This window comes from Ensifer sp. ENS07 (genome assembly GCF_014852185.1).
GTDB lineage: Bacteria > Pseudomonadota > Alphaproteobacteria > Rhizobiales > Rhizobiaceae > Ensifer > Ensifer adhaerens.
In genome coordinates this window covers 840,352-865,900 of sequence record NZ_JACVBE010000001.1, presented here as the reverse complement: position 1 = coordinate 865,900, position 25,549 = coordinate 840,352, and the positions used below count along the sequence as shown (strand labels likewise).

The 25,549-nt window shown below is 61.9% G+C and carries 26 protein-coding genes and 1 riboswitch; of the genes, 12 read left to right on the top strand and 14 right to left on the bottom strand.

Features of this window, described 5'->3' with window-relative positions:
- Positions 1 to 11: 11 nt before the first annotated feature.
- From IB277_RS04340 to IB277_RS04305, 8 genes are all read right to left on the bottom strand, one after another.
- Complete coding sequence (locus tag IB277_RS04340) at positions 12 to 926, bottom strand: DMT family transporter (protein ID WP_060606660.1); 915 nt, start codon at positions 924 to 926, stop codon at positions 12 to 14.
- An 87-nt stretch (positions 927 to 1,013) separates the two neighbouring features.
- Positions 1,014 to 1,196: riboswitch (FMN riboswitch) on the bottom strand.
- 124 nt (positions 1,197 to 1,320) lie between these two features.
- Positions 1,321 to 1,596, bottom strand: a complete 276-nt coding sequence (gene hupB, locus IB277_RS04335) for a DNA-binding protein HupB (protein WP_034803616.1) — start codon at positions 1,594 to 1,596, stop codon at positions 1,321 to 1,323.
- Between the two features lie 220 nt (positions 1,597 to 1,816).
- Positions 1,817 to 4,237, bottom strand: a complete 2,421-nt coding sequence (lon, locus tag IB277_RS04330; RefSeq protein ID WP_060522188.1) for an endopeptidase La — start codon at positions 4,235 to 4,237, stop codon at positions 1,817 to 1,819.
- Positions 4,238 to 4,621: 384 nt separating this feature from the next.
- On the bottom strand, positions 4,622 to 5,899 hold the full coding sequence (clpX, locus tag IB277_RS04325) for an ATP-dependent Clp protease ATP-binding subunit ClpX (protein WP_034803621.1): 1,278 nt from the start codon (positions 5,897 to 5,899) through the stop codon (positions 4,622 to 4,624).
- Between the two features lie 284 nt (positions 5,900 to 6,183).
- Positions 6,184 to 6,816: an ATP-dependent Clp protease proteolytic subunit gene (locus tag IB277_RS04320; RefSeq protein ID WP_034803630.1), complete on the bottom strand. Its 633-nt coding sequence runs from the start codon at positions 6,814 to 6,816 to the stop codon at positions 6,184 to 6,186.
- A gap of 287 nt (positions 6,817 to 7,103) precedes the next feature.
- Positions 7,104 to 8,663 carry a phospholipase D family protein gene (locus IB277_RS04315; protein WP_110818451.1) on the bottom strand — a complete coding sequence of 520 codons (1,560 nt, stop codon included), beginning with the start codon at positions 8,661 to 8,663 and terminating at the stop codon, positions 7,104 to 7,106.
- A 19-nt stretch (positions 8,664 to 8,682) separates the two neighbouring features.
- Positions 8,683 to 9,540, bottom strand: coding sequence for an endonuclease/exonuclease/phosphatase family protein (locus tag IB277_RS04310; protein WP_034803635.1), 858 nt, complete (start codon positions 9,538 to 9,540; stop codon positions 8,683 to 8,685).
- Positions 9,541 to 9,699: 159 nt separating this feature from the next.
- A complete protein-coding gene (locus tag IB277_RS04305) occupies positions 9,700 to 10,347 on the bottom strand; it encodes a VOC family protein (protein WP_090294535.1) in 648 nt (215 codons plus the stop codon).
- 205 nt (positions 10,348 to 10,552) lie between these two features.
- Between IB277_RS04305 and IB277_RS04300 the strand changes: the two genes are divergently transcribed.
- A complete protein-coding gene (locus IB277_RS04300; RefSeq protein WP_110818452.1) occupies positions 10,553 to 11,791 on the top strand; it encodes a cytochrome P450 in 1,239 nt (412 codons plus the stop codon).
- A 35-nt stretch (positions 11,792 to 11,826) separates the two neighbouring features.
- On the opposite strand, the gene IB277_RS04295 is transcribed toward IB277_RS04300, so the two are convergent.
- From IB277_RS04295 to IB277_RS04285, 3 genes are all read right to left on the bottom strand, one after another.
- Positions 11,827 to 12,171, bottom strand: a complete 345-nt coding sequence (locus IB277_RS04295) for a cupin domain-containing protein (protein ID WP_090294538.1) — start codon at positions 12,169 to 12,171, stop codon at positions 11,827 to 11,829.
- A gap of 50 nt (positions 12,172 to 12,221) precedes the next feature.
- Positions 12,222 to 13,505: an O-acetylhomoserine aminocarboxypropyltransferase gene (locus IB277_RS04290; RefSeq protein WP_060580876.1), complete on the bottom strand. Its 1,284-nt coding sequence runs from the start codon at positions 13,503 to 13,505 to the stop codon at positions 12,222 to 12,224.
- Positions 13,506 to 13,709: 204 nt separating this feature from the next.
- The gene (locus IB277_RS04285; RefSeq protein WP_090294539.1) at positions 13,710 to 14,138 is read right to left on the bottom strand and encodes a CoA-binding protein; all 429 of its coding nucleotides are present in this window, start codon (positions 14,136 to 14,138) and stop codon (positions 13,710 to 13,712) included.
- Positions 14,139 to 14,324: 186 nt separating this feature from the next.
- On the opposite strand from IB277_RS04285, the gene IB277_RS04280 reads away from it, so the two are divergent.
- Entirely contained in the window at positions 14,325 to 15,161 is an 837-nt protein-coding gene (locus IB277_RS04280) for a DMT family transporter (protein ID WP_034804240.1), read from the top strand.
- A 3-nt stretch (positions 15,162 to 15,164) separates the two neighbouring features.
- Here the strand turns inward: IB277_RS04280 and IB277_RS04275 are convergent, their stop codons facing one another.
- Positions 15,165 to 15,986, bottom strand: a complete 822-nt coding sequence (locus tag IB277_RS04275) for an enoyl-CoA hydratase (protein WP_090294797.1) — start codon at positions 15,984 to 15,986, stop codon at positions 15,165 to 15,167.
- Between the two features lie 167 nt (positions 15,987 to 16,153).
- On the opposite strand from IB277_RS04275, the gene IB277_RS04270 reads away from it, so the two are divergent.
- The 4 genes from IB277_RS04270 (at position 16,154) to IB277_RS04255 (ending at position 18,186) form a co-directional block, all read left to right on the top strand.
- Positions 16,154 to 16,585, top strand: a complete 432-nt coding sequence (locus IB277_RS04270) for a PaaI family thioesterase (protein WP_034803663.1) — start codon at positions 16,154 to 16,156, stop codon at positions 16,583 to 16,585.
- Positions 16,586 to 16,810: 225 nt separating this feature from the next.
- Positions 16,811 to 17,275: a 50S ribosomal protein L13 gene (gene rplM, locus IB277_RS04265; protein WP_057252379.1), complete on the top strand. Its 465-nt coding sequence runs from the start codon at positions 16,811 to 16,813 to the stop codon at positions 17,273 to 17,275.
- Between the two features lie 2 nt (positions 17,276 to 17,277).
- The gene (gene rpsI, locus IB277_RS04260; RefSeq protein ID WP_034803667.1) at positions 17,278 to 17,745 is read left to right on the top strand and encodes a 30S ribosomal protein S9; all 468 of its coding nucleotides are present in this window, start codon (positions 17,278 to 17,280) and stop codon (positions 17,743 to 17,745) included.
- A 102-nt stretch (positions 17,746 to 17,847) separates the two neighbouring features.
- The gene (locus IB277_RS04255; protein ID WP_060580878.1) at positions 17,848 to 18,186 is read left to right on the top strand and encodes an antibiotic biosynthesis monooxygenase; all 339 of its coding nucleotides are present in this window, start codon (positions 17,848 to 17,850) and stop codon (positions 18,184 to 18,186) included.
- A gap of 36 nt (positions 18,187 to 18,222) precedes the next feature.
- On the opposite strand, the gene IB277_RS04250 is transcribed toward IB277_RS04255, so the two are convergent.
- Positions 18,223 to 18,696, bottom strand: a complete 474-nt coding sequence (locus IB277_RS04250; RefSeq protein WP_060522181.1) for an Lrp/AsnC family transcriptional regulator — start codon at positions 18,694 to 18,696, stop codon at positions 18,223 to 18,225.
- Positions 18,697 to 18,809: 113 nt separating this feature from the next.
- On the opposite strand from IB277_RS04250, the gene IB277_RS04245 reads away from it, so the two are divergent.
- The 3 genes from IB277_RS04245 (at position 18,810) to argC (ending at position 21,769) form a co-directional block, all read left to right on the top strand.
- A complete protein-coding gene (locus IB277_RS04245; RefSeq protein WP_090294540.1) occupies positions 18,810 to 19,601 on the top strand; it encodes a phenylalanine 4-monooxygenase in 792 nt (263 codons plus the stop codon).
- 127 nt (positions 19,602 to 19,728) lie between these two features.
- On the top strand, positions 19,729 to 20,691 hold the full coding sequence (gene speB, locus IB277_RS04240; protein WP_110818453.1) for an agmatinase: 963 nt from the start codon (positions 19,729 to 19,731) through the stop codon (positions 20,689 to 20,691).
- A gap of 145 nt (positions 20,692 to 20,836) precedes the next feature.
- A complete protein-coding gene (argC, locus tag IB277_RS04235) occupies positions 20,837 to 21,769 on the top strand; it encodes an N-acetyl-gamma-glutamyl-phosphate reductase (RefSeq protein ID WP_060522178.1) in 933 nt (310 codons plus the stop codon).
- Positions 21,770 to 21,845: 76 nt separating this feature from the next.
- Here argC and IB277_RS04230 read toward each other — a convergent pair whose 3' ends face one another.
- Complete coding sequence (locus IB277_RS04230) at positions 21,846 to 22,949, bottom strand: COX15/CtaA family protein (protein WP_110818454.1); 1,104 nt, start codon at positions 22,947 to 22,949, stop codon at positions 21,846 to 21,848.
- 173 nt (positions 22,950 to 23,122) lie between these two features.
- Between IB277_RS04230 and IB277_RS04225 the strand changes: the two genes are divergently transcribed.
- From IB277_RS04225 to IB277_RS04215, 3 genes are all read left to right on the top strand, one after another.
- The gene (locus IB277_RS04225; protein ID WP_034804246.1) at positions 23,123 to 23,335 is read left to right on the top strand and encodes a DUF2842 domain-containing protein; all 213 of its coding nucleotides are present in this window, start codon (positions 23,123 to 23,125) and stop codon (positions 23,333 to 23,335) included.
- A 33-nt stretch (positions 23,336 to 23,368) separates the two neighbouring features.
- Complete coding sequence (locus IB277_RS04220) at positions 23,369 to 24,109, top strand: metallophosphoesterase (protein WP_060580882.1); 741 nt, start codon at positions 23,369 to 23,371, stop codon at positions 24,107 to 24,109.
- A gap of 152 nt (positions 24,110 to 24,261) precedes the next feature.
- Complete coding sequence (locus tag IB277_RS04215; protein WP_090294546.1) at positions 24,262 to 25,506, top strand: GNAT family N-acetyltransferase; 1,245 nt, start codon at positions 24,262 to 24,264, stop codon at positions 25,504 to 25,506.
- Positions 25,507 to 25,549: the final 43 nt, after the last annotated feature.

The following is a 25,549-nucleotide window of genomic DNA, read 5'->3' as shown; positions in this document are numbered from 1 at the left end:
ACGCTTGGGTTTTACACCGTTCCGGTTGCAGGCGCGGCGCGCTCGCGCCGCATCTCGTTGCGCATGATGAACAGCGAGGCGCCAAGGATCAGCACTGCGCCGACCCAAAGATATCCTGTCGGCGCGTAACCGAAGACCAGCCAGCCCGCAAAGACGTTAAGCGGCAGCTTCAGATCGTCGAAGGGCTGCACGTAGGCAGCGTCGGCAACAGTATAGGCGAGCGTCAGCAGATATTGTGCGACTACGGTCAGTATCCCGGCGAGAAGCAGGAAGCCGAGTGCTGTCCCATCCGGCATGGTGAAGCCGGCCGAAAGCGCGATGGCGCCGTTGATCGGCGTCAGAAGCACAAGCAGCCATACGGTGATCGTTTCGGGGCGCTCGATACTTGTGAGGCTCTTGGTGATGAGCGACGAAGCGCCCCACAACAGCGCCGATAGGATCGGCAAAAGGGCGGCCCAGCTGAAGCTGTCCGACCACGGTTCGAGAATGATCATCGCCCCGGCGAAACCGACCGCGGTCGCGGCCCAACGCGCCGCGCCGACGCGTTCGCCGAGAAACAGGCGGGCGCCGAGGATGATGAAGAACGGCGAGGTCATGACCAGCGCGATCGCCTGCCAGATCGGCACGTGCGCCAGACCGGAGACCCAGGCCCCCACACCGAAGGCGGCCAACACCACGCGCGCGACGTGACGCCAGGGATAGTCGGTGCGCATGGCCGACAGCCCGACGCGTCGCAGAAACGGCAGTGAGAAGAGGAAGGCGAAGGCATATTGCCAGAACGCCATGGCGGTGGCTGGAAAACCGAGCTTCATCGTCAGCCATTGGGTGACGACATTGAGGCCGGCGAAAGCGATCCCGGCCAACACCATGAAGCCGGCTCCGGCCATGGCGCGCGAGGAGGAAAAGCCGAGGGAAGTCTGATTCATGTCATGCACCCTGAAAGCGGACCAAACACAAATCAGGACGCATGAGCGCACGGCACGACGCCGGGCATCCCTGCCCTTCGTGCCAGCGACCATTCTCTTTCATCCGGACTATGACCGTCGGCTCCGGAGTTGCACCGGATCTGCTGACCCTCTCCCCAAAAATCGAGGAAAGGCGCTCGCGGGCTTGGGCCACCTTCGCGCGTCTCCAAGACGCCGCGCTGTCATGCCCTTACCGCCGGTGGGGACTTTCACCCCGCCCTGAGAATGGGCAAGCCCTAGAGCAAATGACGGACACCCGCAAGGGCTGCCCCCAAAATGCGAAAGGGTCCGGCTTGCGCCGAACCCTCGAATACCTGGACTGCCGGCCTCGTGTCCGGCCGCCAAGCAAATCTCATCAGCCGTTGACGGCATCCTTCAGGCCCTTGCCGGCCGTGAACTTCGGCACGTTGCGTGCCGGGATGTCAACTTCCGCACCCGTGGACGGGTTACGGCCCTTCGAGGCTTCGCGGCGCGAAACCGAGAAGTTGCCGAAGCCGACCAGGCGAATGTCGCCGCCGTTCTTCAGCTCAGCCTGGATGGTCTCGAAAACTGCATCAACTGCAGAAGATGCGTCGGTCTTGGAAAGTCCGGCCTTCTCAGCAACGGCAGACACGAGCTCATTTTTGTTCATGTTTCCACCCCTTTCAGATTGGTTCGAAACGACTGTGTTTTAAGGCGCGGCGGCTTGCGCTTCGCCCGCGTCTTGCCTTTCCCAATTGCGCCTAATCCCTTGGAATGCAAGGCTTGCAGGGCGCTTTTACAACAAAAAAGACCGGCCAATGGCCGGTCTTCCCAATTTTTCTGCAAAATGAGCGCCGCGCGAGCCGGCTGCACCCATTTTCAAGCCCCCGTCAGTGGGCGACGGAGGAGCCTGCTTCGTCCTGCGAATCAACCGGTGCTACGGTTGCCGGCTCGTTTGCCGGGTCCCAATCGATCGGTTCCGGCATGCGCACCAGAGCGTGTTCGAGCACTTCGCCCACCCGCGAAACCGGGATGATTTCGAGCGCGTTCTTCACGTTGTCCGGGATCTCGGCGAGATCCTTGGCGTTCTCTTCCGGGATCAGCACCTTCTTGATGCCGCCCCGCAGCGCTGCCAGGAGCTTCTCTTTCAGACCGCCGATCGGCAGCACGCGGCCGCGCAGCGTGATCTCGCCTGTCATTGCAACATCCTTGGAGATCGGGATGCCGGTCATGATCGACACGATCGTGGTTGCCATGGCGACGCCGGCCGAAGGGCCATCCTTCGGCGTCGCACCTTCCGGTACGTGCACGTGGATGTCACGCTTGTCGAACAGCGGCGGTTCGATGCCGAAGTCGATTGCGCGCGAGCGGACATAAGAAGCCGCCGCGGAAATCGATTCCTTCATCACGTCGCGCAGGTTGCCGGTGACGGTCATGCGGCCCTTGCCGGGCATCATGACGCCTTCGATCGTCAGAAGCTCGCCGCCGACCTCAGTCCATGCGAGACCGGTGACAACACCGATCTGATCGTCACGTTCGGCTTCGCCGTGGCGGAAGCGCGGAACGCCCAGATAGTCGTTGATGTTGGCAGCGTTCACTTCGACCTTCTTGGCCTTGCCCTTGATGATCTCGGTCACGGCCTTGCGGGCGAGCTTCATCAACTCGCGTTCGAAGTTACGCACACCGGCTTCGCGGGTGTAGGTCTGGATGACCGCCATCAGCGCGCCGTCTGTGACCGAGAATTCCTTCGGCTGCAGCGCGTGGTCGCGGATCGCCTTCGGCAGCAGATGCCGCTTGGCGATTTCCAGCTTTTCCTCTTCCGTGTAGCCGGCGATGCGGATCACTTCCATGCGGTCCATCAACGGCGCCGGGATATTCAGCGTGTTGGCGGTGGTGATGAACATCACGTTGGACAGGTCGTATTCGACCTCCAGGTAGTGGTCCATGAAGGTCGAGTTCTGTTCCGGATCCAGCACCTCGAGCAGCGCCGACGACGGATCGCCGCGGAAGTCCTGGCCCATCTTGTCGATTTCGTCGAGCAGGAACAGCGGATTGGACCGCTTCGCCTTCTTCATCGACTGAACGACCTTGCCCGGCATCGAGCCGATATAGGTGCGGCGGTGGCCACGGATCTCGGCTTCGTCACGAACGCCGCCCAGCGCCATGCGCACATATTCGCGGCCGGTCGCCTTGGCGATCGACTTGGCGAGCGAGGTCTTGCCGACGCCCGGAGGGCCGACGAGGCACAGGATGGGGCCCTTGATCTTGGTCGAACGCGCCTGCACGGCGAGATACTCGACGATGCGCTCCTTGACCTTGTCGAGGCCGAAATGATCGACGTTGAGCACTTCCTCGGCATGGTTCAGGTCGGTCTTGATCTTCGACTTCTTGCCCCAGGGCAGGCCGAGCAGCCAATCCAGGTAGTTGCGAACGACGGTGGCTTCCGCCGACATCGGGCTCATCTGGCGCAGCTTCTTCAGCTCTGCATCAGCCTTTTCGCGCGCTTCCTTGGAAAGCTTGGTCTTGGCGATACGCTCTTCGAGCTCGGCCATCTCGTCGCGGCCGTCTTCGCCGTCGCCGAGTTCCTTCTGGATCGCCTTCATCTGTTCGTTGAGGTAGTACTCGCGCTGGGTCTTCTCCATCTGGCGCTTGACGCGCGAGCGGATGCGCTTTTCCACCTGCAGGACGGAGATCTCGCCTTCCATGAAGCCGAGCGCCTTTTCCAGGCGCATCTTCACGCTGGTGGTCTCCAGCATTTCCTGCTTTTCGACGATCTTGATCGACAGGTGCGAAGCAACCGTGTCGGCCAGCTTCGAATAGTCCTCGATCTGGCTGGCAACGCCGACGACCTCGGGAGAGATTTTCTTGTTGAGCTTTACGTAGCTTTCGAATTCGGAGACGACCGAGCGGCTGAGCGCCTCGATCTCGACCGGATCTTCCTCCGGCTCGCTCAGGCTATGCGCCGCAGCCTCATAGAATTCCTCGCGCGGCGTGTAGCCGTCGATTTTGGCGCGCGCGCGGCCCTCGACCAGTACCTTGACGGTGCCGTCGGGCAGCTTCAGCAGTTGCAGAACGTTGGCGATTGTGCCGACTTCGTAGATCGCGGACGGTTCCGGATCGTCGTCGGTGGCGTTGATCTGGGTGGCAAGCATGATCTGCTTGTCGGTGCCCATGACTTCCTCAAGCGCACGGATCGATTTTTCGCGGCCGACGAAAAGCGGCACGATCATATGCGGGAAGACTACGATGTCGCGGAGCGGCAGGACCGGGTAGGTCGCGCTTTCAGTCGCCGGTGACGTTTTGTTCGTCATGTCATTTCCTTTCCGTCCCGATTTCGGGCCCGTATCCGGGAGCCCTACAGGCACTCCCGGCTGTCATATTTTCCACATGAAAGTGGAGTGCGACCGCGTCCATTTCAAGGCTCGACGCAGACATCCACAAACAGTGGCCGGGTCCTTCTGACTACGCATCAATGCTGTTGCGGACCTTGCGACGGACTACAAGCTCATGGACCGCAACCATTAAGGTCCTTCATTGAATCGTCACATCATTGCGTTGTTTGCGGCACTTTAGCAACAATCGAATTGTGAAATCTGCGCCCCGGCGCAGGTGTCTCAACAGCTAAGTGTGAACACATGAAGCAGACATGAAAAAGCCCGCACGAGGCGGGCTTCTCAAAGGATAATTCAGGACGCTCAGGCCGAAACGTTGGTCTTTTCGTCCGACCGTTCCGAGTAGATGTAGAGCGGCCGAGCAGCGCCCTTGACCACCTCGTCCGAGATGACCACTTCGCGCACGCCTTCGAGCGTCGGCAGCTCGAACATGGTGTCGAGCAGGATCTTCTCCATGATGGAGCGAAGGCCACGGGCACCGGTCTTGCGCACGATCGCCCGACGCGCGATCTCGCGAAGCGCGTCCTCGTGGAAGGTCAGTTCGACGTCTTCCATCTCGAACAGGCGCTGGTACTGCTTGATCAGAGCGTTCTTCGGTTCGGACAGGATCTGGATCAGCGCATCTTCATCGAGATCTTCGAGCGTCGCCAGAACCGGCAGACGACCGATGAATTCCGGGATCAGGCCGAACTTGACGAGATCTTCCGGCTCCAGTTCGCGCAGAACTTCGCCGACACGGCGATCCTCCGGCGAGCGGACCGTTGCGCCGAAACCGATCGAGGTCTTCTCGCCACGGGCGGAGATGATCTTGTCGAGGCCGGCGAAGGCACCGCCGCAGATGAACAGGATGTTGGTCGTATCCACCTGCAGGAATTCCTGCTGCGGATGCTTGCGGCCGCCCTGCGGCGGTACCGAGGCAACCGTGCCTTCCATGATCTTCAGAAGCGCCTGCTGCACGCCCTCGCCCGATACGTCGCGGGTTATCGACGGGTTGTCGGACTTGCGCGAAATCTTGTCGACTTCGTCGATGTAGACGATGCCGCGCTGGGCGCGCTCGACGTTGTAGTCGGCAGCCTGAAGCAGCTTCAGGATAATGTTCTCGACGTCTTCACCGACATAACCGGCTTCGGTCAGCGTCGTTGCGTCGGCCATGGTGAACGGCACGTCGATGATGCGGGCGAGCGTCTGGGCGAGATAGGTCTTGCCGCAGCCGGTCGGGCCGACCAGCATGATGTTCGACTTCGCAAGCTCGACGTCGCTTCCCTTGGCGGCGTGCGCCAGGCGCTTGTAATGGTTGTGAACGGCGACCGACAGGATGCGCTTCGCCTGCTGCTGGCCGATGACGTATTCGTCCAGAACCTTGATGATTTCCTGAGGGGTCGGAACACCGTCGCGGGACTTGACCATCGAGGTCTTGTTCTCTTCGCGGATGATATCCATGCACAGTTCGACGCATTCATCGCAGATGAACACGGTCGGTCCGGCAATCAGTTTTCGGACTTCGTGCTGGCTCTTGCCGCAGAACGAACAATAAAGTGTATTCTTCGAGTCACCGCCGTTGCTTCCGCTGACCTTGCTCATTTCCACTTCCTTCCAGCACGCCGGACACTTTCAAGATAAGTATCGCGGACCACTCAATTTGCCCTGAGCCTCAACCTCAAACAGGGCTTCCGGGAGTACTCACCGCCCCAGGCGTAAACGCCCGACGCAGTCGCAACGACTCTCCCAACTCCGAACGAACACTACGCTGACAGATTCCAACATAGCATTAATGGTTCATATTACCGGCTTTACCCTGTCGATAAAGCCCTTGAGCCATTACAATTGTGTCACAATTACATCTATCCCGACACAAATGCGCGTTATCAGGCCTGCTCGCCGCCCTCGATCTCTTCGCGCGAGGTCAGAACCTTGTCGACAAGGCCCCAGCTCAGAGCTTCGTCCGCATTCATGAAATGATCGCGATCGAGCGTCTGCTCAACCTCTTCATAGGTCCGTCCGCAGTGCTTGACGTAGACCTCGTTGAGGCGGCGCTTCATCTTCAGGATGTCCTTGGCGTGGCGCTCGATATCCGAGGCCTGGCCCTGGAAACCGCCCGAGGGCTGGTGAACCATGATGCGCGCGTTCGGCGTCGCGAAACGCATGTCCTTGTGGCCGGCGGCCAGGAGCAGCGAACCCATCGAGGCGGCCTGACCGACGCAGAGCGTCGAAACGGCCGGCTTGATGAACTGCATCGTGTCGTAGATCGCCATGCCCGACGTGACGACGCCGCCCGGCGAATTGATGTAGAGCGCGATTTCCTTCTTCGGGTTTTCCGCTTCAAGGAAAAGAAGCTGGGCGCAGACGAGCGTTGCCATCTGGTCTTCGACCGGGCCGGTCACGAAGATGATGCGCTCCTTCAGAAGGCGCGAAAAGATATCGTAGGAACGTTCACCGCGGTTGGTCTGTTCAACAACCATCGGCACCAGTGCCAGGGCGGTATCAACGGGATTTCTCATATCGAACCTTCATCAATCGGGTTCGCAAAACCTTTGCGAACCGGGAATCACGGGATTTACCTTCTGCTCCTACATAGAGTGTCAACACCCTTCACTTCAAGTCGCGAAGCTTCGATAAGCTTAATCGAAGGTCCGCTTTGCTTCGAAGTTCGGCCGTCCTCCACACATGGTTGGCGATAGAACATTTTTCCATCGATATCCTCGGTTGAGGCCATGGACGCAAACTCTGCACACAGGCTTCGGTGATATCGGTAAACGAAGGGGAAATCCGCGAACCTGGGCGCTGTTCACAGCTGCGACTCGATCGGCAGCACACGGATTACCCCGGCGATCATGCGCCTTGCCAGGCTGGCGTCCGGCTCGTGGCGCACCAGCCGCTCGGAGCCATTGGCGCGATCACGCCAGACAAGACGCGATCCTTCGATGTCGACCCGGTAGCTGATCGACGGCGAAGTTTCCTCCTCGAACATGGAAGCCAGTTCGCCGGCGAGTGCCGCATCCTGAAAGACGACGCCCATTTCCGTGTTGAGTGAAGCGGAGCGCGGATCGAAGTTCATCGAGCCGACAAAACCGTTCAGGCCATCGACCACGAACGCCTTGCTGTGCAGGCTCGCGTTGCGGCGTCCGAACAATGTCATGCGGTGTCCCTCGGCGACATCGCCCTGCTCCTTCAACTCGAAGAGCGCGACGCCGGCCCGGATGAGCTTCCGGCGATATTTGACATAACCGCCGTGAACGGCGGCAACGTCGGTCGCTGCAAGCGAATTGGTCAGGACCGCCACGCGAGCGCCGCGCGAAACAATGGCGGCGAGTTCCCGCGTGCCGGCAACGCCGGGAATGAAATAGGGCGAGATTATCCGCAAGTCCCGCGTGGCTGCCTCGATCAGCGGAAAGAGTTCGCGCAACAGCCAGTTCTGGCGCCGCTGCATCAGCGCCTTTTCCGGCGGATCGGATGCCAGACGGATCTCGGAACTCCAGTGAAGCCGCCGTGTGCCTTGGTAGATCTCCGCCTCTTCAACCGCCTTGTCGACGCGCTCGAGATAGAACCGGCCTGCCGGCGTGCGCGCCAATCCTTCGACGGAATCGCGCAGTGCCGGCAGATACTGCTTGCGCGGCGTGCGCAGCGCCGCGATCGGGAGCACGGATGTGCTGTTCCAGTAGCGGTCGAACATGGCAGACGCCTGCTCCAGCACGGGTCCGACCATCCAGACATCGAGGTCACGGAAATTGGAGAGCTCGGCGGCATCGAAATAGGCGTCTCCGATGTTGCGGCCGCCGGCTATCGCAACGCGGCCGTCGGCTACCCAGAGCTTGTTGTGCATGCGGCGCGTGGCGCTGAAGGCGCGGATCGCCATTTCGAAGCCGCGGCGAAAGCGGTCGGTGCGCGCCCGGCTCGGATTGAAGAGCCGTACGTCGATATGGGGATGGGCGTCGAGCGCGATGCACATTCGGTCATGGATGCCCGCATTGATGTCGTCGAGCAGCAGCCGGACGCGCACGCCACGGTCCGCGGCGGCCAGGATCTCGCGGGCGAGAAGAAGACCGGTCAGGTCGCCCTTCCAGTAGTAGTACTGCAGGTCGAGGCTGCGTCCGGCGCGCCGTGCTGCGTGCGCTCTGACCACCAGGGCCTCGATATTATCGGAAACAAGCGCCACCCCATTGGCACCCGCCTGCCCCGCAACGAGCGGCGCCACATATCGGTCGAGCTCCGTGCCGGCATCGGCCAGCGGGAGTGCGCTTGACGGCGGCCCGTGCGGGCGGCGGCCGAACCGGCCGTAGACATAGAGAACCGTCGCCACAACCAGTCCGAGGATGGCGGCAACGGTGAACAGGATAGAGGATCCCATCGAAAACTCGCCCGTGCCTTTAGGCCGCCCCCGTACGCCCGGCTTCGACCCGTCGGCCGTCTCTTTGTTCCGGCTGCGCCGCCTTCAGGTCGATCGAGGCCTTTACCGGCAGATGATCCGAGGCGATCCGCGCCAACGGCGAATCGTGCACGGCGACCGACGTCACCAGGCTATGCGGGTTTCCGAGCACACGGTCGAGCGGCAACAGGGGAAAGCGTGAGGGAAAACTGGCGACCGTCGCGTGGGACGGATCGAATACCGGGCTGAGGAAGGACAGCGATGAACGCCGCCCCATCCGCCATTCATTAAGGTCGCCGATGAGCAGCGTCGGCCGCCCGTTCGCGTCGGACGCTGCCTCGAGGATCGCCTCGGCCTGCTGGGCACGCGAATGCCGCAGAAGTCCTAGATGGGCGGCGATGATGCGCAGCGGCCCCACTTTCAGATCGAGATCGACGACCAGCGCACCGCGCGGTTCCACGCCGGGCAGCTTGAGCTGCCGCACGTCGGAAACGGCGCCCTCACGCAGCAGCAGGACATTGCCGTGCCAGCCATGCCCCTTGGTCGAAAAGCCGGAAATCGGCACCGAAACAAGGTGTGCCTCGCGGCGCAAATGCTCGAGATCGAGCAGACCGGCACGCTCACCGAACCGCTGGTCGGCCTCCTGAAGCGCGACGATATCTGCGCCCAACTCACCGATGACATTGGCGGTACGACCGGGGTCGAAGCGCCCGTCGGTGCCGACGCATTTGTGGATGTTGTAGGAGGCGATGACGATATCGCCACGGCTGACCGCGGCTTCGCGATGAACGACGGTGGGGCGTCTCTTGCGGATCGCAGCGACGATCCCCGCCGATAGACTGGACTGGTTTTTTCCCATGCCGCTCCCTGCTTGCTGGCCGCATCATGCGCAAATAGGTCGCCTGGTGCCACAGAAAAAGGGAGGAAAGCGGAAGTTTGTTCCCCGCGGATAGCACGCCTGGAGATACGGACGCCGGCAGCAAACGCGCGCTACCGGCGCCCCTTCCCGCGCTTTCGTTCAATCGGCCGGCCCTGCAAACAGGATCAGATTTCCGTCGGGATCGAGCACGATAAACGTCCGTGCGCCCCAGGGTTCCGTGCGCAACGTTTGGTGAAAAAAGACCCCGGCCGACTGGTAGCTCAGGAACAATTGCTTGATGTCATTGGCGGTATCGAGGGCGATGGAGGCGGAAAGCAGGTGCTCGCGCTCCCGGATGTCGCCGACGAAGACGGGTTCGCAGACGAGACGCAGAGCGAGCCGAGCATTGTCCCGGATCACCTGCCCGTAGAAGGGCGGATCGCCGTAGACGAAATCGACCGCAAAGCCGAGCTTCTCGGTGAAGAAGTCGCACGCGGCGCTGATATCGGCAACGAACAACTGCGCGGCTGTCGATTGCAGCACCGGCTGCGGTGTGGCGGGTTTGGATTGCATGGTCATTGTCAGGGCTCCTGATTTGAGCGCCTGCCAACTGTCGAACCCCGATTGACGCGCGATCAGTTCCTGCGCGTCGGCGAGCTTGAACTCCGACTTGAGAATGGTCTCGTCGTCAAGATCGCGGAAGCGCGGCAAGGCAGCCCTGATCTCGGCTGCGACCGGATAGTATTGGTCGCGATGCCATCTGAGGTATTGCTTCGCCTGCTTCTTCAGGTTTTCAAGGTTTGGCATGGGCGCAACTACGGTCTGTGTTCCGTAGGCGGGCGTTGCCCTTTCAGCCCTCTGCCGATGCGCCCTACGCAGCCAGCAGAGATTGGCCGCCATGGCACGTGCTGTCAACGCCCCGATGGCCGCGGCTGCCGATATCCGCCCTTGCCGGCCGAACCGCGGTTCCCTTAGACATAGGGACCATTGAAGTCCGCGAAGAGCCGCTGCCATGCCTGCCATTTCCATCGACCGCACGCTGAGGCGCGTTTCCATCAACGCGCGCGATCCAGCCTTCTACCGTGATCCGCTCGCAGCCTATGCCGAGATCCATGCGCAGTGCCCGGCCTTCTTCTGGGAGGAACGTCAGCAATGGTATTTCGCCGGCTACGACCTGGTGAACGCGCTTTTGCGCGACCGACGCTTCGGCCGGCAGATACTGCATGTGGCGACACGCGACGAACTCGGCCTGCCGCTGCCGAAGCCGCATCTGAAGAATTTCGACGCGCTCGAAGAGCATTCGCTGCTGGAACTCGAACCACCGGCGCACACGCGGCTGCGCACGCTCGTCAACCGGGCCTTCGTCTCGCGGCAGATCGAACAGCTGCGGCCGGACATCGAGCAACTGTCGCATGCCCTCATCGACGGCTTTGCCGATGACGGCGAGGTCGAACTGCTGAAAAGCTTTGCCGAAACGCTTCCCGTGACCATCATCGCCCGCATGCTCGGCATTCCCGTCGAAGCGGCGCCCGATCTGCTCGACTGGTCGCATCGCATGGTCCGGATGTATGTCTTCAACCCGAGCTACGAGACCGAACTCGACGCTAACCAAGCCTCCGCAGATTTTGCCTACTATCTGCGCGGCATCATCGCCGAGAAGCGCCGCACCCCCGCAGACGACCTGCTGACGCACATGATTACCTCGGAAAAGGATGGCGAGCGGCTGTCGGAGGCGGAGCTGGTCTCGACCACCGCCCTCCTCCTCAATGCAGGTCACGAGGCGACCGTGCACCAGATCGGCAACGCGGTGAAGACAATCCTGCAATCCGGGCTTTCGGCGAAAGACCTGTTTGCTACGGAGACGGCAACCGCGCTGACGGTGGAGGAGTGTCTGCGCTTTGCGGCACCGCTGCATATTTTCCAGCGTTATGCGCTCTCGGATATCGAACTCGATGAAGGCGTCACTCTGCGAAAGGGCGACAAGATCGGCCTGCTGCTCGGAGCGGCGAATGTGGACCCGAAGAAGTTCACCGGACCGAACGCGTTCCGGCCGACGCGCGACGAAGGCGCCAATGTCTCTTTCGGAGCGGGCCTGCATTTCTGTATCGGCGCGCCGCTTGCCCGGCTGGAGCTCAATCTGGCGCTGCCTATCCTGTTTCAGCGCCTGCCGAACATGCGGCTGAAGAACGAGCCCGAGGTTAAGGACGCGTTCCATTTTCACGGCCTGGAACGCCTCGACCTCGTCTGGTGACGAGCACCGAAGACTGATCTCCGGTGCCCCGGCGATCACAGACGGATGACATAGTCCTTGCGGGTCGTCTCCACGACCTCCCAGGTGCCCTCAAAGCCGGGCCGCAGGATCATGCTGTCGCCGGCGCGCAGATACGCCGCTTCGCCGCCATCCTGCGTGACGATCGAATAGCCTGAGAGGATGTGGAAGTATTCCCACTCCTCGTAGACGATCCGCCACTTGCCGGGCGTCGATTCCCAGACCCCGGCATAGAGACCGCCTTCGGCCTCCTCAAGGTTCCAGGTCTTGAACTGCGGCGCGCCTGAGATGAGCCGGTCGGCCGCCGGCGTACCGATTTCCGCCTCGACGGTGGACAAGTCAAACTTCTGCATATTCGTCATCTTGGCACCTTTGCGAAGAGCGCGCTGACGCGCCCTTCGCGGCTAGTGTTTCAAAGCTTTGCCAACGACTGTTCGAGATCGGCGATGATGTCCGAGACATCCTCAATGCCGACCGACAGGCGCACGACGTCAGGGCCGGCACCGGCCGCCACCTGCTGCTCGGGCGTCAGCTGGCGGTGCGTGGTCGAGGCTGGGTGAATGACGAGCGAGCGCGTGTCGCCGATATTGGCGAGGTGCGAGAACATTTCCAGCCCCTCGACGAAACGCTTGCCCGCCTCGTAGCCACCCTTGAGCCCGAAGGTGAAGACGGCACCGGCGCCCTTCGGCGAATAGCGCTGCTGCAGGGCGTGGTTCGGGTCGTCCTCCAGCCCGGCATAGTTGACCCAGGAAATCTTGTCGTGCGTCTTCAGCCACTTGGCGACCGCAAGTGCGTTGTCGCAATGGCGCTGCATGCGCAGCGGCAGCGTTTCAGAGCCGGTCACCAGCATGAAGGCATTGAACGGCGAGATCGCCGGACCGAAGTCGCGCAGGCCGAGGACGCGCGCGGCGATGGCGAAGGCGATGTTACCGAAGGTCTGATGCAGCACGACGCCGGCATACTCCGGACGCGGTTCGGACAGCATCGGATACTTGCCGGACTTCGACCAGTCGAAGGTACCGCCATCGACGATGACGCCGCCCATGGAGTTGCCGTGGCCGCCGATGAACTTCGTCAGCGAATGCACGACGATATCGGCGCCATGCTCCAGCGGCCGCAACAGGTAAGGTGTGGCCATGGTGTTGTCGACGATCAGCGGCAAGTCGTGCTTGCGCGCAACCTCGGCGATGGCGGCAATATCAACGAAGGTGCCGCCGGGATTGGCGAGGCTCTCGATGAAGATCGCCTTGGTGCGCCGATCGATCTTCGCCTCAAAGGAAGCCGGATCGGCAGGGTCGGCCCAGCGGACCTGCCAGTCGAAGGACTTGAAGGCGTGGCCGAACTGGTTGACCGAGCCACCATAAAGACGGTTGGCGGCAATGAAATTGTCGCCCGGGCTCATGATCGTGTGGAAGACGAGGAGCTGTGCGGCGTGGCCGGAGGCGACGGCGAGCGCCGCCGTGCCGCCTTCGAGCGCGGCAATACGCTCTTCGAGCACTGCCTGCGTCGGGTTCATGATGCGGGTATAGATGTTGCCGAACTGCTGGAGACCGAAGAGTGCCGCCGCATGGTCGGTGTCGTTGAAGACGAAGCTCGTCGTCTGGTAGATCGGCGTTGCCCGTGCACCCGTGGTTGGGTCAGGTTGCGCCCCCGCATGGATTGCGAGCGTGTTGAAACCAGGATTGTCTTTCGTCATTTCGTCCCTCCCGTGACCAGAGCGCGGCCGCCAACCGGCGCGCCGGAGACGCTCTATCACCTTGAATCTACGCGTGAACCGCTATCGAACCTGCGCAGTTGCACGCGCAAGCCGCGGCACTATTCCAGAGCCTTCGCATGCGGTCAAAGAGGATTTTTCAAGAACTGACGGTTGTATGGTCCGCCGGCGATGTGCCGCCCGAGATCAGCCGATCAGGCGTGGGTACTCGATCGCCGGACAGCGGTCCATGACCACCTTGATGCCGGCGGCTTCCGCTTTCGCCGCAGCGCCGTCATGGCGCACGGAGAGCTGGCCCCAGATCGCCTTCGGCAGCGTCTCCAACGCGAGAATCTCGTCGACGAGCGCCGGCAGGGCGTCGGCAGCGCGGAAGACGTCGACCATATCGATCGGCTCCTTGATATCGGCGAGCCGGCCGACCACGGCCTGGCCCTGGATGCTCTTGCCGACATGCCCGGGATTGATCGGGACCACCCGATAGCCCTTGCGCAGCAGAAACGCCATGACCCGATGGCTCGGACGCTCAGGATTGGGCGAAGCGCCGACAAGGGCGATCGTCTTGGTCTCGCGCAGGATGTCTGCGAGATAATAGTCCGGGTAAGCGTCGTGGTTCATCTGCAGCTTCGGATCCGTTCGTGTTAAACGGTCGTATAATGATGGCGAGGCCGGCCAAGTCAACCGTGCGGCCCGCTCGTCCCCCGCCAAAGATTGCCGCTTCCGCAAGACTTTCCGGTTGCTTTTGCGCCCGTGCGGCGCGACAAGCGTCTCAACGCCCGCTACACCGTTTCCGAGGTTTCAATCTTGCCGCTTGATGTCATTGCGCTCGTCCTGTTCGGGGCGTTGTTGCACGCGACCTGGAATGCGTTGGTCAAGGCGGGAACGGAAAAGTCGCTCGACGCTGCGATGATCGCGCTCGGGGCCGCAGCCGTCGCCATCCCCTTCCTGCCGTTCATGCCGTTGCCCAAACCGGAAGCGTGGCCATACATCCTGGTTTCGGCACTGTTCCAGTTCGCCTATTTCCAGCTCGTCGCCGCATCCTATCGCGCCGGCGACATCGGCCTTGTCTATCCGCTGATGCGCGGAGCGGCGCCGTTGATCGTCGCGATGACCAGTGGGGCGTTGATCGGCGAAAAGCTCACCTTCGGAACGATGATCGGTATCCTAACGATCTCTGCCGGGGTACTGACGCTCGCCTTCGAGTCGCGCAAGGGCGGCAAGAACGCGATCGTGCTTGCGCTGCTCAATGCCTGCGTCATCGCAAGTTACACCTTTGTCGACGGCATCGGCGCGCGCGTCTCGGGCAATGCGATCTCCTACACGCTGTGGATGGCGCTGCTGCCGCCGGTTCTGCTTTTCACCTGGGCCTTTGCCCGGCGCGGCATCAAGCCGGTCGCCCGCCACGTCTACAAGAACTGGTGGCGGGGCCTCATCGGCGGCGCCGGCTCGATCGGCGCCTATGGCCTGGCGCTCTGGGCGATGACCAAGGCGCCGGTTGCAACCGTCGCGGCACTCCGCGAGACCTCGATCCTCTTTGCCGTGGTGATCTCGGTCGTGTTCCTCAAGGAACCGGTCAGCGTCTGGCGCATCGCAGCGGCCTGCGTCATCGCGCTCGGCGCCCTGCTCCTGAAGCTTGCCTGAGCGTCAGTCTTCCTTCCATTCCGGCATGCGCTTGCCGAGGAATGCGCCGATACCGTCCTCGGCATCACGCGCGAGCATGTTCTCGACCATGACGCCGACGGCATAATCGTAGGCCTCTGGCAGGTCCATCTCCGCCTGGCGATAGAAGGCCTCCTTGCCGATCTTCAGCGCCTGTGGCGACTTCGAGGCAATGACTGCTGCGTATTTGTCGACCACCTGGCGCAGGTACTGCTGCGGTACGATGCGGTTGACGAGACCGAAATCCTTGGCGGTCGAAGCGTCGATGGTCTCGCCGGTGAGCAGCATTTCCATCGCCTGCTTGCGATGTGCCGCACGCGTGAGCGCGACCATCGGCGTCGAGCAGAAGAGGCCGATATTGACACCGGGCGTGCAGAAGGTGGAGCTGTCGGTGCAGATCGCGAGGTCACAGCTTGCGACGAGCTGGCAGCCAGCTGCCGTTGCCAAACCATCGATCTCGGCGATGACGGCCTGCGGCAGCCGGGTGATTTTCAGCATGAGATCGCCGCAGAGGCGGATCGTCCGTTCGAAGAAGGCCCTGCCCCGGTCGTCGTCTTCGCGGTGCGCAGTCATTTCTTTCAGATCGTGACCGGCGGAAAACAGCTTGCCCGTGGCGGCGAGCACGACGACCCTGATGTCCTTGGAGGTGGCGACCGCATCGAACTCGGCGTGCAGCGCCTCCATCATGGCGATCGACAGCACGTTGGCCGGCGGGTTGTTGAGCGTCAACCGCAAGACGGATCCAGACTGTTCACGCAGCAGCAGGCCGTTCGGCTCTTCCTTCTTGAACGACACAACGTCGGCCATCTTCTTCTCCTGAAACTTGAATTTGGTTGGTGGTACGCCGGCCACGCGTGCCGTGCAAGCCGACAGGCACACCCCGGTGACGCATTCCGCCTACGACCATTTTCCGCCTTGCGTCCGGCCACCAGCCGGTTTCAGGTGACGGACAGACATGTTGAAGGATAGAATGCATGACCATCGAGCCGATCATGACCGTCGACGACCTCAACCGATTTCTCGACACGGATTTCCCGCAGGTCCATACCGACGGCAAGGTCTTCCATGTCACGGCTGTTGGACCCGGCTTTGCCACCATGCGGCTCGATCCGAACGAACGGCATATCCGGCCAGGCGGCACGGTTTCCGGCCCTACGCTTTTCGCGCTCGCGGACGTCTCGGCCTATGTCGCATTGATCGCCCATATCGGACCGGTTGCGCTTGCCGTCACCACCAATCTCAACATCAACTTCCTGCGCAAGCCCGAGCCGGAACCGCTCGAATGCACCTGCCGCATCCTCAAACTCGGCAAGCGGCTCGCCGTTCTCGACGCGTCGATCGTCAAGGTTGGCGACGACGACCTCGTTGCGCATGCCACAGCGACCTATTCGATTCCGCCGCGATAATTTGTGGTATCAAAATACCATACATATAACATATTGTTTTTGCTTATCTTTATTTCCATGTCGCAGATTTCGCGTTCTTGACGCTTGTTTCGCACTTGCGTATAAGCTGCCGCAGATCGCGGTCCTCTGAGGGCCGCTTTCTCTTTTGCCCGGGAAACTGGACAAAACCAAGCAACAAGAAACGCCCAGCGGTTCGCCGCTCGGGTCCAAAGAAAGATTTTTGATATGGCAACCTTCGTTCAGAAGCCTGCAGAGGTGGAGAAGAAGTGGATCATCATCGACGCCGAAGGCCTCGTTGTTGGTCGCCTCGCTTCCCTCATCGCAAACCGCCTGCGCGGCAAGCACAAAGCTACCTTCACCCCGCATGTTGACGACGGCGACAACGTCATCGTCATCAACGCCGAGAAGGCAGTTCTGACGGGCAAGAAGTACACCGACAAGAAGTACTACTGGCACACCGGCTACCCCGGCGGCATCAAGGAGCGCACCGCGCGCCAGATCATCGAAGGCCGCTTTCCGGAGCGCGTCATCGAGAAGGCCGTCGAGCGCATGGTTCCGCGCGGTCCGCTTGGCCGTCGCCAGATGAAGAACCTGCGCGTATACGCAGGCGCCAACCACCCGCATGAAGCACAGCAGCCGGCCGTCCTCGACGTCGCCAAGCTGAACAGCAAGAACACAAGGAGCGCCTGATAATGGCTGACCTTTCCGCTCTCAAGGAAATCGCCACGACCGCGGAACCGGCTGCTCCGGTTCACGTCAAGAAGGTCGACGCCCAGGGTCGCTCCTACGCGACCGGCAAGCGTAAGGACGCTGTCGCCCGCGTATGGGTCAAGCCGGGCACCGGCAAGATCACCATCAACGGCAAGCCCTACGCGGCTTACTTCGCCCGTCCGGTTCTGCAGATGATCCTGCAGCAGCCGATCGTCGCTGCTGCCCGTGACGGCCAGTTCGACATCGACGCGACCGTTGCTGGCGGTGGTCTTTCCGGCCAGGCCGGTGCCGTTCGTCACGGCATCTCCAAGGCACTCACCTACTTCGAACCGGGCCTGCGTTCGGTCCTGAAGCGCGGTGGCTTCCTCACCCGCGACAGCCGCGTGGTCGAGCGTAAGAAGTACGGCCGTGCGAAGGCACGTCGTTCGTTCCAGTTCTCGAAGCGTTAATCGCTTCAACTGCGACACTTGGAAAGGCGGGGCTTTGCTCCGCCTTTTTTTGTTATCATCCGCCGCACCGTTTCCCGCAACGTCGACCCCTCGAGGCACAGCATGACAAGCTCCCCCGTCGCCAAGACCCCAGAGCCGCCCTATTACATCGTCACGTTCGCCTCGCGGCGCACGGCAGGCGACCACGGCTACGACAACATGGGAGACGAAATGGAGCGACTTGCGCGCGAGCAGCCGGGTTTTCTCGGTCTCGAAAGCGTGCGCGGCGCCGACGGCTTCGGCCTAACCAATTCCTACTGGGCGGATGAGGAGAGCATCGCGGCCTGGAAAAACAATGTCCGCCACCTGACGGCCCAGCGCCTCGGCCGCGAGCGCTGGTACGAGGATTATCAGGTTCGTGTGGGCAAGATCGAGCGCCAATACGGTTTCGAACGCCCCTAGTTCTGCGGCTGCGCACGGTCGCCGCCGGCAAGCGGGCTAAATCGGCAACTCCGTCGTCGACTTGAGTTCGCGCAGGACGAAGCTCGACACCACGGTGCGCACATGGGGATTGCGCATCAGATAGCGCGTCATGAAGGTATCGTAGCTTTCGACGTCATTGGCGCGGATCTTCAGCATGTAGTCGAATGTGCCAGATAGAGCGTAGCACTCCATGATCTCCGGCCGGTCGCGCACGACGGCGGAAAAGGCGGCAATCGCCTCGTCGTGATGATCTTCGAGCGTCACATGGGCGATGATGCAGAGTTTCAGGTCGAGCTTTGCCGGATCGAGCAGCGCCACGCGCTTGCGAATGACGCCATCCGTCTCCAGTTCCTGCAGCCGCCGCCAGGCCGAGCTTTGCGACATGCCGGCTTTCTCCGCGAGATCGGAGAGCGACTGGCCGCTATCGGCCTGAATGAGCCGCAGCAGCTTTCGCACGGGCTGAAGACTTTCTTTCACATCAGCAGGCATTTCGAATTTTCCTCCCGCGATCAGGCGTCCACCTGGCAACTGTGGAACAAATACTCGCTCCATCCGCGATACAATTGCAACAGGAGAGTTCATCTGACGAATGAGGAGACGTCATGACGAAGGAAAGCAGCTACACGGCCAAACTGCCGGAACCGGACGGCACCTATCACTATACCCCGGAAGAAGATGCGATCTGGGGCGAGCTGTACCAGCGGCAGATGAAGCTTCTGGCCGACAAGGCGTGCGACGAATACCTCGAGGGAGCCAAGACGCTCGATCTCGGCCCTGACCACGTGCCGCAGTTGAAGGACGTGAACCGCCGCCTTGCCGAAACCACCGGCTTCGGTGTCGAAGGTGTTCCCGCCCTCATTCCGCCGTCCCACTTCTACGAACTGCTGTCCCAAGGCAAGTTTCCGCTGGCGACCTTCATTCGCCGCCGCGAGCATATCGATTACATCGAAGAACCCGACATCTTCCACGAGGTCTTCGGTCACTGCCCGCTACTGACCAACCAGAGCTACGCCAACTTCGTCCGTCGCTTCGGCGAAAAGGCGGTTTCGCTAGGCAAGGGCTATTCCTGGCACATGTTCCGGATCTTCTGGTTCACCGTCGAGTTCGGGCTGATCAACACGTCGAAGGGCCGCCGCTGCTATGGCGCCGGCATCGTGTCTTCGCCCAACGAGACACGCAACGCGATGGGGACCCCAGGCGTCGAGTTCCGCCCGTTCGACTTGATGACCGTGCTGCGCACGCCCTATCGCATCGATATCGTCCAGCCGATCTATTACGTGATCGACAGTTTCGCCCAGCTGGAAACGATCATCGAAGAGGATATCGCCGCGCGCATCACCGAAGCCAAGGCGCTTGGCGATTTCGCCCCGACCTACGAAGCCAAGGCCTCGTAATCGCCCAAGAAACGGCCGGCAGGGCCTTGCCTTGCCGGCAACGATTGTCCAACCTTCCGCCACCACAGGTTTGAGCGGGATGCGCGCAGAGGATGCGCGCTTTCCGGCTCCGAGGCAGAGGCGGGATATGGCGAACAGGACGATCGATCATGCGCTGACGGCGCGCTCACTCACATCGGCGGCGTCCGATCCGACCCATGCCGGCATTCTCTCCTTCATGCGCCGCAAATATTCGAAGCAGTTGAAGGGTGTCGATGCCGTCGTCTGGGGCATTCCCTTCGACGCCGCCACTTCGAACCGCCCCGGCGCGCGCTTCGGGCCGCAGGCGATCCGCCGCGCCTCGGCAATCTTCGACAACGATCCGCAGTACCCGTTCGACCGCGATCTCTTCGCGGAGATGGCGACGGTCGACTATGGCGACTGCCTCCTCGACTATGGCAATCATTCGAAGACGCCGGCAACGATCGAACGCGAAGCGACTAAGATCATCAGGAGTGGCGCCTATCTGCAGACGCTCGGCGGCGACCACTTCGTCACCTACCCGATCCTGAAGGCGCAGGCGGCTCTGCACGGCCCCCTCGCCCTCGTACAGTTCGACGCCCACCAGGATACCTGGCCGGATGAACGCGGTCGCATCGACCATGGCTCCTTTGTCGGCCGTGCGGCGCGCGAGGGCCTGATCGATACAGATGCCTCGATCCAGATCGGCATCCGCACGCGCGCGCCTGAGGATTGCGGCATCCGCATTCTCTATGGCTACGACGTCGAAGAGATGAGCGCTGCCGAGATCGCCGAGACGATCATAAGGCAGGTTGGCGAGCGCAAGGCCTATCTGACCTTTGATATCGACTGCCTCGACCCGGCCTATGCGCCCGGCACCGGCACCCCGGTCGCCGGCGGCCCGTCGAGCGCCAAGATCCTTTCGGTGCTGCGCAAGCTCGGGGCGCTGACGGTGGTCGGCAGCGACGTCGTCGAAGTGGCGCCAGCCTACGACCATGCCGACGTCACCGCAATCGCCGGTGCGACGGTCGCGATGTATATGCTGGGCCTGCATGCGGAGAAGCTTGCCGAGCGTGCGCCGCTTCGCTGAGCGCTGCCGTTGCGAGGATTGGCCGCTGCTTATATAGGAACAGGTGGGTTTGGCGGCGTTCCGCCGGCCCGTTGAGAAATTGATTCAATTCTATGCCAGAATGATTCCGGAACGGCTTCTAACTGTCTGGCAGAACGGGAAAATCATGAAACCGAAGATCTTCATCGATGGCGAACACGGCACCACGGGCCTGCAGATCCGCACGCGCATGGCCGGCCGTAGCGATCTCGAACTGCTTTCCATTCCGGAAGCGGAACGACGCAACGCCGCGATGCGAGAAGATCTTCTGAACGAAGCAGACATCGCCATCCTCTGCCTGCCGGACGACGCCTCGCGCGAGGCGGTTTCGATGGTCTCGGGCAACAACAAGGTCCGCATCATCGACACGTCGACCGCGCATCGCATTGCGCCCGACTGGGCCTATGGCTTTGCCGAAATGGACAAGGCGCAACCGGAGAAGATCCGCAGCGCCCGTTGCGTCGCCAATCCCGGTTGCTATCCGACCGGCGCGATCGGCGTGATCCGGCCGCTGCGCCAGGCCGGCATCCTGCCGGACGGCTATCCGGTGACGGTCAACGCGGTCTCCGGCTACACGGGCGGCGGCAAGCAGATGATCGCGCAGATGGAAGACGAGACCAATGCGGATCACATCAGCGCACCGCACTTCCTCTACGGCCTGACGCTCAAGCACAAGCATGTGCCCGAGATGAAGATGCACGGGCTGCTCGACCGCGCACCGGTCTTTGCGCCCTCGGTCGGCAAGTTCGCACAGGGCATGATCGTCCAGGTGCCGCTCTATCTCGAAGACCTCGCCGCCGGCACGACGCTGGAGACGATCCATGCTGCAATCGTCGCGCATTATGCCGGCCAGTCGATCGTCGAGGTCGTGCCGCTCCAGGAGAGTGAAAAGCTCGGCCGCATCGACGCCACCGAGCTTGCCGGCAAGGACACGATGAAGCTTTTCGTCTTCGGCACCCCTGGCGGCAACCATGTGAACCTCGTCGCCCTGCTCGACAATCTCGGCAAGGGCGCTTCGGGCGCGGCGGTCCAGAACATGGACCTGATGCTGTCGGCCTGATCAGCACGGAGCTCAAAACAAAAGACCCCGGCGAGCCGCTCGCCGGGGTCTTTCTTTTTCCGGAGCTCGTCCGGCGTCAGTCGCGTAGTTCGATCGCCGTCGGCCGCGGGTACTCGCCGTAGAAACCGCGCCAGTGGGCGATGGCAAAGCCAAGCACCACAAGCGCGCCACCCTGGTGCGCCACGCCCCAGCCGACCGGCACCTGCAGCACCAGCGTGGTAATGCCGATCACCGCCTGCACCGAGACGAGCAGGAACAGGAGCACGGCGCGGCGCGCATGGGTGGTTTCGGGTGCGGCCCGCAGCGAGGCAATCATGTGCATCACTGCGAAGGCAAAGAGCACATAGGCGCCAATGCGGTGGACGAACTGGACCGTCTTCGGGTTCTCGAACAGGTTGATCCACCAGGGCTGCTGCAGGAACAGGTCCTGCGGGATGATCGCGCCATCCATCAGCGGCCAGGTGTTGTAGCTGAAGCCCGCATCGAGACCGGCGACGAGCGCGCCGAGATAGATCTGGAACAGACTGAAGATGGCGATGATCGCCGCCATCTTGCGCGAACGGTCGGTGGGCGCCGTGTCATTTGAATGCGCGCTCAGCCCGCGGAAGATCCACATACAGGCGGCAAAGATCAGACAGGCGATGACGAGATGCGTCGCAAGCCGGTACTGGCTGACCTCGGTGCGCTCCACGAGGCCCGATGAAACCATCCACCACCCGATGAACCCCTGGAAACCGCCAAGCGCAAGGATACCGAGCAGCGGCATGCGCAGCTTGCGCTCGACCTTTCCGGTGAACCAGAAATAGGCAAGCGGCAACGCGAAGATCAGGCCGATGGTGCGGGCAAGCAGACGGTGCGCCCATTCCCACCAGAAGATCGTCTTGAACTCGTCGACCGTCATGCTGCTGTTCATCTGCTGATACTGCGGAATGCGCTGGTAAAGCTGGAATTCCTCTTCCCACTCGGCGACCGTCAGCGGCGGGATCACGCCATGGATCGGCTTCCACTCGGTGATGGAGAGGCCCGATTCGGTAAGCCGCGTCGCGCCGCCGACGAGCACCAGGGCAAAGAGGGTGAACAGCACGACTGCCAGCCAGCCGCGGATCTGCCGGCGGTTGCGGTCGGTCCTGCCGATCTCGTTTCGAAGCATTTGTTCAGTCGCCATTTCGACGCCGGCCATCATGTTCCCTCTGGTGTCGCAGGGTTGTCGGCGGTGCAACCGGACGGATCAACGGTCGCACCTTCAGGAAAGCCGTTGATTTGCACCAGAGCGGCATGCAAAACAAGGCCGAAACCTTTGCGGCATGCGGTCGCGGCCGCTCCGCGCGCATTTGCCCATGTGAAAGATATGAAATGCCCGTACGCCTCAGAAAGCTGATCGGCACGATCCTGATCATCATCCTCGTCGTCGTCTATGCGCTGGCCGCCGTCACCTTCGCCTCGCTGCTGCTCGGCGCTGCCCCCTGGTACGTGCATCTGGCCTACTTCTTCTTCACCGGCCTGCTCTGGATATTGCCGGCCATGCTGATCATCAAATGGATGGAAAAGCCCGCGAAGGATCGTTGATCCTCAATCCGGTAGCCATTCGGAGGGACGCCCATGCGACTTGCAGTTATCGCTGACATCCACGGCAACGATCTTGCGCTCGAAGCGGTGCTCGCCGACATCGATGCGCAAGGGATCACCGATATCGTCAATCTTGGCGACCATCTGAGCGGCCCCCTCAATGCCGCACGCACGGCCGACATCCTCATCAAACGGGCGATCCTTTCGATCCGAGGCAATCACGATCGCTATCTTTTGACCATGGATCCGCATGAAATGGGGCAATCTGATCGCGCGGCCTATGATCAATTGCAGCCGCAGCACCGCGAATGGCTGGCGACCCTGCCCGTCGCACACGTCCACGAGGAAGCGTTCTTCCTGTGCCATGCGACGCCGACCGATGACGAGACCTACTGGCTGGAGGCCCTGACGGCCGATGGCACCGTCCACATGGCGCAGCATTCGGCCATCGAAGCGAAAGCAGCCGGCGTCGACTATCCGGTTATCCTGTGCGGCCACACCCATATCCAGCGCGCCGTGCGGCTTTCCGACGGCCGCCTCGTCGTCAATCCCGGCAGCGTCGGCTGCCCCGGGTATGACGACGACCAACCGGTGCCGCACAAGGTCGAAGCGGGCTCCCCGGACGCCCGCTACGCGATCATCGAGAAATCGGCCTCGGGGTGGCACGTCACCTTCCGCAATGTCCCCTATGACTGGATGGCAATGTCCCAGCTTGCGGCCAGCCGCAACCGCATGGAATGGGCAAAGGCGTTGGCCACCGGCTTTCTCGATTGAAATTTGCGCGCGCTTCACATTCCTCGCTTCACGCTTTGCTAACCGCGTTCGCCGGTTATTCCCAATCGGCTTCATAAGTATTCCCGAATTAAAGCGATCGTAGCGGGCTTGAGGTTCAATCTCTCCGCAACAAGGACCGGACGGCACCTGCGATGACGAACTCGGAACTCACCATGGACGGCTCCGGCGACCGCCGCGCGCACGCGTCCTTGCGTGCAGATCCGACCGATGCCGCCGGCCGCTTCGAAATCTCGCTTCACCGCAATATGGAGGCGCTCGAATCCGAGTGGCGCCTGCTCGACGGTCTTCCTGAGAACTCGCTGCATCATGCCTATCAATGGTGCAGCGCCTGGGCTGCGACCCATGTCAGCGACCTGGCCCTTCTGCGCGTTACCTTCGATGGCGAACTCCTGCTCGTCCTGCCGCTGGAAGTGGCGCGCGGACGCTTGTTTCGAACGGCAAAGCTGATCGGAACCGAGCATAGCAACCTCAACACCGGGCTCTTTGCCCCCAACGCCGCGGCGATCATCAGCACGCCCGCGCTTGCCGACGCGCTTGCCCGCGCCATCTGTGGCGCACTGCGCGGCCTTGCCGACATCGTCATGCTCGATCGTCTACCGAGCGACTGGCGCGGCGCCCCCAGCCCCTTCGCCCTGCTTTCGGGCGTTGCCAATCCCAACCCGTCGTTTCAGCTTCCCCTTCTCGGTGGCATTCAACCGACACTGGCCCAGCTCAACGCCAAGCGGCGGCGCAAGAAGATGCGCATTTCCGAGCGACGGCTGGCTGAAATGGGCGGCTACGACTATGTGGTCGCGCGTACGGGTGACGAGGCCCACGCGCTGCTTGATACCTTCTTTCGGCAGAAGGCGACGCGTTTTGCTGCGCTCGGCCTTCCCGATGTCTTCCAGGACAAGGAAACGCAGGCGTTTTTCCATGCGCTCGCCGCCCGTATGGGCGACGACGTTCAACTCATGGAACTCAATGCCATCCGCCTGCGGGGCGAAAACGACGGCCGCATCGTCGCCGTCGCCGGACTTTCCCGCAAGGCAGATCACGTGATCTGCCAGTTCGGGTCGATCGACGAAGGTTTGGCCGGCGATGCCAGCCCGGGTGAATTGCTGTTTTACCGCATGATCGAGCGCCTATCGGGGGAAGGCGTGCGCCTGTTCGATTTCGGCGTCGGCGACCAGCCCTACAAACGCTCCTGGTGCACGATCGAGACACCGCTGCGCGACATCGTGTTGCCGGTGACGTTCGCCGGCCGGCTCGCAGGCCTGCGGCATCACCTCGTCGTGAGGGCAAAAAGGGCGATCAAGGCGAACCGGGCCGTTTATGCCCGCATCCAGCGCACGCGACGGCACAGGCAAGACAAGACCTTCGACAGCAGCGCCGACTGATAACCGAGATAAGAGGACGGGGCCCAGGCGCGTTGTCGCCGGT